Raw genomic sequence first — 10,158 nt, 5'->3', positions numbered from 1 at the left:
GATAGAATTTAGGCAAAAAAAAAAAGGCCCGCTAAGCGGGCCTAAGTATAAACTTTAACTTGATTAAAGAATATTGATATCTGCAGAGATTGCAAAGTTTGTCTTGTCTGAGTCAAGATCATCAGCAAGGAACTGAATATTTGGATATACGTAGATATCTCTTGTTACAGAAATTCCTACACCAACTGATTGGTATTCATATGCTCTTAAGAAGTTTGAATCTTCACCTCTTGATTTTTGGTAGTTGAAGTAACCAAATACTGTTCTGAATGAGAACATATCATTGAATCTGTACTCTAGTTGTGGGTAGAAACCTACTGCTAGTTCAGTAAGAGCATCTTTTGGAACTACTGTTTCTGGCTCATTTCCATAGAAGTATGCACTTAATGAAACTGAAGCACCGATAGTAAGGTTAGTTCCTTCAAAGTTCTTCATCATGTTGTGTGAAGCACTTACAACTTGTCTTAGGTCTACATTCTTGTAAGATTCAGCTGTACCAAAAGTTACGTCTGCAGAAGTTGAAGTTTGGAAGTCACCAATTTTGTAAATTCTTGAATAACCGATATATGGATTATCAACGTTACCTTCTGAATGTCCCCATGGGTTTAGTACAGAAAAACCTGCACCAACAGTCATACTGTCATTTTTGTTGAAACGGTATCTTCCTGAGAATGAACCACCAAAAGATGTTTTTGTTTCTGTTTCTGGATCACCATAGATATCTGGTCTCTCTTCACCAAAGATATCATCTAGTGTACCACCGTTGTATCCCATTGATAGAGATAAAGAGTAGTCAGACTTTGAACCAGACTGTGCTCTAAGTCTTGCGTTTGTAATTTCACTATCAATGTCTTCCTTGTTTGATTCTTCTTGCGCTTGAGCAGGTGCTGCCATTGCCACTGCTAGAAGAAGCATAAGTAGCTTTGAGCTTTTAACTAAATTTCTCATTTTCACTCCATGTGTATGTTTTTAATTAGGGTACTATTGTCTAAAGAACGACGTAAAAGATCAAATAATTTCTTAACAAATCCTTGATATTCAATAAAATACGATGATGCGTTCCGCGCTAAATTTAACATAATTAAGTTTCTTCTTCCTATACAGGTGATTAAAATTTTATTTTAGGGAGATGTTAATGAGTGATAGGCGAATCTTTAAATGGGCCCAGAGAGGAAATGTTCAGGAGCTGAGCATCTTATTACTTTCTGTATCAGAGATTAATTTAGAGGTAAGAAACCAAAAAGGCCAAACACCGCTTCACGTCGCTGTTGAAAATGGGCATCGTTCATTTGCACACACATTGTTAAACTCCGGCGCAAATCCGAATTGTCTTGATCATCTTGGAAATACACCTCTTATGAAGGCCGCACAAAAAGGGGATTTGAGCCTTTTTAAATTACTGATTCAAAATGGATCTAATATTGAAATTGAAAATTCAAATAAGATGACGGCCTATGACTGGGCGCACGCTTTTCATCGCCGCAACATAATATATTACTTGTCTTCATATGGGCATTCTAAAAAGTCGGAACTCAAAGCTTATTTCGGTGCCTTCAAACAGCTCTTCCAAGAAATTATTCGCTAGTAATTGTATCAACTCATATACTGGTCACATAAAAAAGGAGGACCATATGCGAGTTCATACATTATTTACAACAATTATATTAAGCTAGAGAAGATTATAACTATAAGATTTTATTGAAAGAAGGAGGTTTTAGCCTCCTTTTTTTATTTTGAGTATGTAATCATTTGTTTAGTGTTGTCGATATTTGTTTGACATATCAAACATCGGGCGATAATTATTCTCCATACTAACAAAAGTATTAAATTTAAGGAGAATAACATGTTTAAAAAATCACTTATTGCACTTGTTTCATTACTTTCAATTACAACTTTTGCTCAAACTGACTTAGTTCTTGAAGGTGAGAGATGGCTTGCAGCTAACAAAGGTTATGTTTGTGGAGCTTTTACAGATTACACAAATGCACCATCATCACATGCAAATATGAATGTTGTATGGGGTGATCTTTCAACTGATTACACACTTGATAATATTTTAATTAAAGCAACTTTTGAAAATGCAAATGGTGTTGAATGTTCTTACTCTTCACTTCTTTTTGCTGATAACGATGCATCAACAATCGAACTTCTTGAATCAAGAGCTTTCTCAAAAGTTGATGCGACTGCTGACTGTTCAGAGGGTAAGGCAATCCTTGATTCTCAGCTTGAGTACAATGACTACCTATACTGGGGACACCCTCACCACGCAACACTAATGGTTCCAGCTGCTGGAGCTGCTGAAGTTTGTGGAGCTGGTGCAACACATATTGGAATCGATTTTATGGTTTATAAAAAACTATAAAAAAATCCTTGATATGAAGCAGGGCCCTTCAAAGAAATTTGATCGGCCCTGTTTTTATTTTAGATATGAGCTCATTAATTAGAAAACTTTTAAAAATACATAGAATCCTTGGCCTTGTTTTGGCCGTGAATTTCTTAATTTTAGGACTTACTGGTGTTGTGTTGGTATGGAGACACGAGCTCGCACCTGTACAAGCTGTTGAACAAAGAACGTCATTTATTTCAGAAAAATCATCTCTTTCAAAAATTGAAAATTTCATTTCCACTAAGTATGAAGGTAAGAAAGTTCTTTCTATTTTTAAAGGTGATGATGGTGATATTAATGCCAGAGTAACCGAGCCAGGTATCGAAAAGTTTAAAGGTGCCACACGTCTTAAATTTGATATGGCAGGTAATGCAATCGATAAGGAAGTTGTTAAATCACAAACTTCTAATAAAGTTATCGATTTCATTCTAAAGCTTCACCGTGAACTTCTCCTAGGAGGTAAGGGGAAGATCTTAATTGGACTAATGGGTCTTTTCTTTTTAATTGCACTTATTAGTGGTGCTCTTATTTCTAATAAATTCTACCGAAATATAAGGAATATGAATTCTCGAATTCTCTTAGGTCGCTTCCATAAGATAATTGGAGTTAAGACATGTGCTTGGCTATTGATCGTGACATTTACAGGAACAATTCTTGCTTTCAATAGTACACTGATAGGGCTCTTCTTAAGAGATAATGTTCGTGCCCAACAAGAAAATGCAAGAGTTATTGAAAATGCCACTTATGTTTCAGTTTTAGATATTTATGATGAGCTAAAAGAAAAGCTGCCACATCTTGAATATGACTTTATCTCATTTCCAGATAATGAGTTTTCGGTTCCAAATCACTTTGTGATTCTTATGGAAAATGAAGAGCATCATCATGAAATTGCTTATGTTGATGCTATCACAGGAAGTTTAATTAGAACTGTCTCACTACCTTGGTATCTAGAATTACTTATTCTATCTGAACCACTACACTTTGGTGATTATGGTGGGGTGATTTTAAAAGTCATTTGGAGTATTTTTGGATTAGTCATTTCATTTATTCCAATCAGTGGAATTTATATTTTCTTATTTAGAAAACGATTACTTAGTTCTTCATCAAAAATGTATGATGGCTCGACTTTAAATGATGTGAATATCTCTTTAAATGAGATCGTTTTACCAAGCGCATTTATTTTTATTATTTTCATTGTTTCCTCTGATTATAATTGGCCACTAAGTGGACTCTTTCTTATTTACTTAGGAATTTCATGGAAGGATATTCTTAGTTTTACTCTTCGTCTAAAAGATAAAGTAGTAAGGAAAGAAGCCTCATGAGTTCACAAGTTCAAATTAATAATAAATTTGTTAAGGCCATCTCCTTATTATGCTTCATCTTTGGCGCTTCACAAATGATATTGTTGGGACTTCTTCCAATGATATCTGAAGCAACAAATTTAAATATTACGACAATTATTATCTTCTATGGACTTTCAATTTTTCACTTTCTTTTGATGACAAGAGTTTGGGGGAATTTATTTAATAGTTTAAGTCCGGTTACGGTATATCGAGTGGGACTCTTTGGGATTTTCTTCTCTTATGGGTTTCTCTTACTAGCATTTCTTGTGAGTAGTCCTATCGCTACATTTGGGCTATTTATCATCTCTAGAATTATCCATGCCTCAACTGCAAGTAGCATTGTTCCATTCTCACAATTAATTAATATACGATTTCACACTAAATCTAGCGATGGTGTTCTTAATACAACAATGTTCTTAAATATTGGCCGTCTTTTTGGATTAATTTTAGGTGGTGTATTCGCATTTAACTTAAATATGAGTTTAGTGATCTTAATGGTATTCATTATTGCAGTATCTTTAAATGGATGGGAGCGAGCAGGAAAAGGAATTCTTCTTTGTGAAGAAGACTACAAAGAAGAAAGTGATGAAATAAAAGATAAGAAAGTAAGGTTTAAGCCTTTGTTTTTAATTCCTTTATTTTTTACTCTTATATCATCATTCTATAATACAGGAATTACAAAAGCTGTAAGTTCTATTTTTGAAGAGGCAACAAAACAGTCGGCCACTATTTATTGGTCTTTAACCTTAGCTACACTTTGTCTTGTCCTTATTCAATTTATAATAAAAAAATATAAACTTCTTGAATCATGCATTTTCATAACTTTTGGTGTTGTCTCACTCATTGCTAGCCTTTACGCATTTTCACTAATTACTAGTATCACAACTCTAGTTGCTTTCATTTTATTATTTGCAATCGCAGCGGCAATCATCCCAGTTTATTACATGGGATTTATTTATGGACAATATGTCACAGATCAAAAAAGTTTTGTGGCAAGTAAGATAAGTTTTTATCAAACATTAGGTAATGCTTGTGGGGCCATAACTGCAGGGACAGTAATTAGGCTTAATTTAGATGTTTATATAATGTTCATATTTTCAATTTTAACATTTTTCTCTGTTTACATGATTGTAAAAAACTCTCACCTAAAGTTGAGTAAAGCCTATGTTGGAGTAAGTAATGATTAGCTCTCATCCAAGAATATTAGCAAATAAGTACAGTATCCGCTCTCTTATTAATTCTTTGGCACGTGATTATTCACAAGAGAACTTTATTAAGTTTTCAAATGATGCTCTTATCGTTGAAGTCAATGAACTGAATTGTTTAACCTTTGAATTAGCTGCATATTCTCCGCTAGGTGGTCACCGCTATTCAGGTAAGATCTTGTTTAACAATGAGGAAGTCTCTTTTGATGAAATGCTACCCATTCTATGTGAAAGGTTTAATGAAGTAGATACATCATTTATTGATAATGTTTTGAACTCTCGAAATAATATGGAACTTATTTTAAGAGAATATGAAAATAGAGACATTGTAATTGATGACTATCTTTCAAGTGAACAATTGATGCTCTTAGGCCATCCGTTTCATCCATACCCAAAATGTAAAAATGGAATGAACGAAGAGGATATGAGGTTATATTCACCAGAATTTAAAAATGAGTTTAATTTAATTTGGCTTAAGTGCCATTCTTCTGTCATTTATACAAATGGTGACATTTTAAATGTTCATAAGGCCATGAATGAATTGGCTAATTTTGACCTTGAAGAACTCGAAGAGGACTATATTTATATACCTATGCATCCATGGCAATGGAGTCGTTTAGCCAAAATGAATGAAGTCGAGGCCCTCTTACAAAGTAAACTTATCACAAAAATTTCACAGGGGAGAAGAAAATGGTGTGCCCTTTCATCTCTTCGATCACTATATTCAAAAGATGCTCCGTACTTGGTTAAGTATTCAATGGATGTAAAGCTCACAAATTCAATTCGTCATCTTCAGCCTGAAGAGGCCATTCGCGGTATGCAAATGGAGACTGTTTTTAAAAATGAAAAGGTCGATGAATTTAGCCAGAAATTTGAAGTCCTGTATGAGCCATTTTATGTTGCACTTAAAAATAATGATGGAAGTGCAATAATAGAATCAACGATTCAATTACGAGAGAATTTTGCAAGTGATAATTGTCTACTCTTAGCAACGCTGGCCGAAGAGAATCCATATACAGGAAAGTCTCACTTAGCCACGTTAGTAGAAGAAAATGCTAAAAAACTAAAACTTGAAACTGGTAATTTCTTTTTAGCTCGTAAGAATTGGTTTTCAGCTTTTCTTGAAAATGTAGTTGGAGAGTTTATTAAGCTCTCAGAGGAGCATGGAGTACTTCTAGGCGCTCACATGCAAAATATTATCTTAAGAATGAAAGATGGCCTGCCTATTGGTGCAGTCTATCGTGATTGTCAGGGGACTGGCTTCACTTCTAAGAGTGTTGAGAAGTTTGGCAAAAAATATGATTTTATTAGCAAGACTAAGGGGAATATTTTAAATCCAGATGATGTAAATAAGGTTTATACTTATTATTTAATAATAAATTCAGTTTTTAATACAATCATATCTCTCGCTAATGGAGATAAGAAAGCAGAGATCTTCCATTTAAATCAATTTAGAAATTTTATTTTTAAGGGATATAAAGAGTCATCCTTTCTTAAATTTCTCCTTGAATCAGAAACTCTTTTTCAAAAAGGAAACTTTAGATGCAGTATTACTAATATTAATGAAAATACAATAGCTAACCCTTGGGATATTTATAACCAAATCGAAAACCCAATAGTTTCTCTTCTAAGACGACCTCGTCAATATCAAGGGACTCTTTATGAGTGCAAGACTCACTCTGGCCAAACGATATCTCTTCGTGCATTTGATTTAGATAAAGATATTGATAAATTCCATGAGTGGCATAATAAAGAGTATATCTATGAGTTTTGGGAAATGAATTTCTCAAAAGATGAATTGGCAAAATATATTCAAGGCCTTAAGTCTTCACCATTTCAATTACCAATAATTGTCGATATCAATGGCCAACAAGCAGGATATTTTGAAGTTTATTGGGCATTTGATGATCGTATCGCCCCATATTGTGATGCCAATATCTATGATCGTGGAATCCATATTTTAATTGGTGAAGAGAAGTACTTAAGAACAAAAGCAGTTTATGAATCTATTTTTCATTTAACAAAGTTTATCTTTGAAGATGATAAGCGCACCCAAAGTATTTGGGGAGAGCCACGTGAAGATAATAAAAAGGTTTTAAAATTAGCTGAACTACTTCCTGGCTGGTCTCATGAAGGTGTTTTCGACTTTCCTCATAAAAGATCTAATCTCTTAAAAGCTAGTCGAGAGCTTTTTAATATGGAGAGTACAAATGAATAGTCATGAATTCTTTAATCTTCATAAGAAGCTTATTATAAAGGCCATTGAAGAACTTCAGTATGAAGAGTTATTTGATATTGAATATAATCATAGTCATTTCTATTTAAAGATATCTGAAGAAATTTATTATACGTTTCTTGGACGTATAAGTGTTTGGGATAACCTCCAAATAGAAGAAGAATCCTTTAGAAAATATAGTAATGGTAAAGTCGTAAAAGAGTATACATTGGCAGATTTCTTTTATGAAGTTCAAGATATTTGTAAAATGTCTGATGATACTCTTGCTCAATTTATTGAGGAAGGGAACCAGACAATCTATGGTGATCTCATTTTAAATGAGACATTGAAAAATATAGATATTGAAGAAATTGCAAAATATAACTTTAAATCTGTTGATCAGATCCTATCTGGGCATCCAAAAATCATTATGAATAAAGGACGTCTAGGATGGGGAAAGAGCGAATTAGAAAAATATGCTCCTGAGTCACGTAATAGTTATCAAGTTCATTGGTGCGCAATCGCAAAGAACAATCTTATCTGGGGCCTAGATGAGACACAATTAGCTTTTTCTACATTGTATTCAGATTCATTTGATGAGAGTGAGCTTAAAGAAATCAAAGAAAAGATTGCAAGTTATGATCTCAATTTTGATGATTACTTACTCGTTCCAGTTCATCCATGGCAATGGAATAAGTATATCAGTATTCAATTTGCGCCGCTTATCTATAAAAATATAATTATCTCTCTTGGAGAGTTAGGGTCAACTTATACCCCTCAAGTATCTATTCGTACTTTGTCTTCAGATACTGAGGGGAGTCAGTATGATCTAAAACTAGCGATTTCCATCCTTAATACTTCGTGTGTAAGAGGGATTCCTCAAAAATATATTAAGGATGGCCATCGTCTATCTGAAAAAATTGAAAGGATCATCGCAAGCGATAATGTTCTCAAAGATAAGGTAATAGTTCTAAAGGAAGTCGCAGCGATTAGTTGTCCAATGCCAGAGTTTGATCGGATTTCTGGCGGATCTTATCGTTATAAAGAATTATTAGGATGTGTTTGGCGCGAAAGTGTTGAGTCAAAGTTAGGGGATAATGAAATTGCTATACCAACGGCCGCCTTATTATTTTCAAATGATAAGGGCTCCCTTGTAGCTGAGTACATTAAGCAATCAAGACTTACGTGTGAAGAATGGTTAAAACAATACTTTAAATCAGTGGTTATTCCTCTTTATCATCTTCAGGCCGAACATGGACTAGGACTAGTCGCTCATGGGCAGAATACTATTGTTATCTTAAAAAATGGAGCTCCTCAGAAGTTAATTATAAAAGACTTTCATGGCGACTTTAGAATGGCCTCAAATTCTAAGCATATAAATGAGGACTTTGGAGTCTCTCTTGATACGCTTGCCCCTGAGTATTTAATTCATGATCTTATTACAGGTCATTTTGTAACGGTTCTTCGTTACTTCTCAAGAGTTGTTGAAGAAAACCTAGATTATAAAGAAAGAGACTTCTATCACTTACTCGGTAGAGTGATCTCAAATTATCAAGATGATAAGAATATTGGTGAGAATATAAATTTATTAAAAGTAGAATTTGAAAAAGTATTGGTTAATTCTGTGCGATTTGTTGCTGGTTACAGTGAAACAGCGCAACGTTTAAAGCCAATGCTTGGTAATAATATAAAAAATCCCCTTTTGTCGGATAAGTAGAGGTAAGTGATGAAGACGACATATGATATTGTAGGTATAGGCTTAGGTCCCTTTAATCTTAGTTTAGCAGCATTATTAAATCCCCTTAATAATGTTAGTAAAAAGTTTCTAGATAATAAGTCTGAGTTTAGCTGGCATCCGGAATTAATGTTTGGTGATGCTATGATGCAAACATCTTTTCTCAAGGATTTAGTTACCCCTGTGGATCCAAGAAGTGAGTTTAGCTTTTTAAATTATTTAACGAAAAATGGACAATTCTATCATTTCCTAAATACAGATCGTAAGGCCATTAACCGTTATGAATTTCAAGACTATTGTAAATGGGTTTCAAAAAAACTTGCCCAAGATATCGACTTTAATTCTAATGTGATTGACATTAAACATGATGGTGAAAAATTTGAAGTAATAAAAGAAGATGGCTCTTATTTTTCAAAGAATATTTGTGTTGCCTCTGGGCCAACTAAGAATATTCCAGAGTGTGCTCAGTCACATCTTTCTGACAAGGTATTTCATGCTAAGTCAAAGTACATGAAAAACTTAAATCTTGAAGGTAAGAGAGTTGTTATTATTGGTGGAGGACAAACTGGAGTTGAGACATTTAGAAACTCTTTAAATGGTATGTGGGGCAGAGTTGAGAGTGTAACTTTATTAAGTGGGAGACAAAATCTGCAGCCATTAGATGAGACACCATTTACAAATGAAATTTTCACACCTGAATTTGTTTTAAAATTTCATTCCTTACCTCAGGAACAAAAAGATAGCTATACACAAGCACAGCTTCTGGCCAGTGATGGCAATACTCCCCAATATTTACAAGAGATGTATAATGAACTTTATTTAGATAAGTTTTACTTAAAGAAGTTACCTGAATATAAAATTGCACCAATGCGCTGGCTTAAAGGTATAGAGAATAATGGAAGTAATTACTCATTACTAGTTGATAATTTAATGTCAGAAAGTGAGGAGTTATTTAAAGCAGATATTGTTATTTTAGCAACAGGCTTTAAAAGCGTTCTACCAAAATTCTTAGATTCATTAACCGATGTTATTCAAAAAGATCATCAAGGAAGAGTGATTGTTAATCAAGACTATAGCCTTTTAACAAATATTAATTCTGGAAAGATTTATACAATGAATTTTAGTCGCCATGGCCACGGTATAGCTGATCCTCAAACAAGCTTGATGTCTTGGAGATCTGCAATGATCGCTAACGATTTAACGAATGAGACAACATATAATACACAAAATACAGGAGAAAGCTTTTTAAGCTTTTTTAAATAAATGGAGTATAA

8 protein-coding genes are annotated in these 10,158 nt (G+C 33.8%); 7 read left to right on the top strand and 1 reads right to left on the bottom strand.

Annotated elements, in window-relative coordinates; translation table 11 throughout:
* Nucleotides 1-63 precede the first annotated feature (63 nt).
* A complete protein-coding gene (locus tag ACN5L8_RS05115; RefSeq protein WP_115360953.1) occupies nucleotides 64-948 on the bottom strand; it encodes a hypothetical protein in 885 nt (294 codons plus the stop codon).
* A gap of 187 nt (nucleotides 949-1,135) precedes the next feature.
* On the opposite strand from ACN5L8_RS05115, the gene ACN5L8_RS05110 reads away from it, so the two are divergent.
* The 7 genes from ACN5L8_RS05110 to ACN5L8_RS05080 all read left to right on the top strand — a co-directional run bounded on the left by ACN5L8_RS05110 (nucleotide 1,136) and on the right by ACN5L8_RS05080 (nucleotide 10,147).
* On the top strand, nucleotides 1,136-1,585 hold the full coding sequence (locus tag ACN5L8_RS05110; RefSeq protein ID WP_334679113.1) for an ankyrin repeat domain-containing protein: 450 nt from the start codon (nucleotides 1,136-1,138) through the stop codon (nucleotides 1,583-1,585).
* A gap of 258 nt (nucleotides 1,586-1,843) precedes the next feature.
* On the top strand, nucleotides 1,844-2,362 hold the full coding sequence (locus ACN5L8_RS05105) for a hypothetical protein (protein WP_419172476.1): 519 nt from the start codon (nucleotides 1,844-1,846) through the stop codon (nucleotides 2,360-2,362).
* Between the two features lie 65 nt (nucleotides 2,363-2,427).
* The gene (locus ACN5L8_RS05100) at nucleotides 2,428-3,708 is read left to right on the top strand and encodes a PepSY-associated TM helix domain-containing protein (RefSeq protein WP_419172475.1); all 1,281 of its coding nucleotides are present in this window, start codon (nucleotides 2,428-2,430) and stop codon (nucleotides 3,706-3,708) included.
* On the top strand, nucleotides 3,705-4,916 hold the full coding sequence (locus ACN5L8_RS05095) for a hypothetical protein (RefSeq protein ID WP_419172474.1): 1,212 nt from the start codon (nucleotides 3,705-3,707) through the stop codon (nucleotides 4,914-4,916). The genes ACN5L8_RS05100 and ACN5L8_RS05095 overlap by 4 nt, the downstream gene beginning before the upstream one ends.
* Complete coding sequence (locus ACN5L8_RS05090) at nucleotides 4,909-7,152, top strand: GNAT family N-acetyltransferase (RefSeq protein WP_419172473.1); 2,244 nt, start codon at nucleotides 4,909-4,911, stop codon at nucleotides 7,150-7,152. Before ACN5L8_RS05095 ends, ACN5L8_RS05090 begins: the two co-directional genes overlap by 8 nt.
* Nucleotides 7,145-8,866: an IucA/IucC family protein gene (locus ACN5L8_RS05085; protein ID WP_419172472.1), complete on the top strand. Its 1,722-nt coding sequence runs from the start codon at nucleotides 7,145-7,147 to the stop codon at nucleotides 8,864-8,866. Before ACN5L8_RS05090 ends, ACN5L8_RS05085 begins: the two co-directional genes overlap by 8 nt.
* A 9-nt stretch (nucleotides 8,867-8,875) precedes the next feature.
* Nucleotides 8,876-10,147, top strand: coding sequence for a lysine N(6)-hydroxylase/L-ornithine N(5)-oxygenase family protein (locus ACN5L8_RS05080; protein ID WP_419172471.1), 1,272 nt, complete (start codon nucleotides 8,876-8,878; stop codon nucleotides 10,145-10,147).
* Nucleotides 10,148-10,158 lie beyond the last annotated feature (11 nt).

Source organism: Halobacteriovorax sp. (assembly GCF_048381875.1).
GTDB lineage: Bacteria > Bdellovibrionota > Bacteriovoracia > Bacteriovoracales > Bacteriovoracaceae > Halobacteriovorax_A > Halobacteriovorax_A vibrionivorans.
Note: the sequence above shows the minus strand (reverse complement) of the source record. Positions and strands in the feature narration are given on the sequence as shown.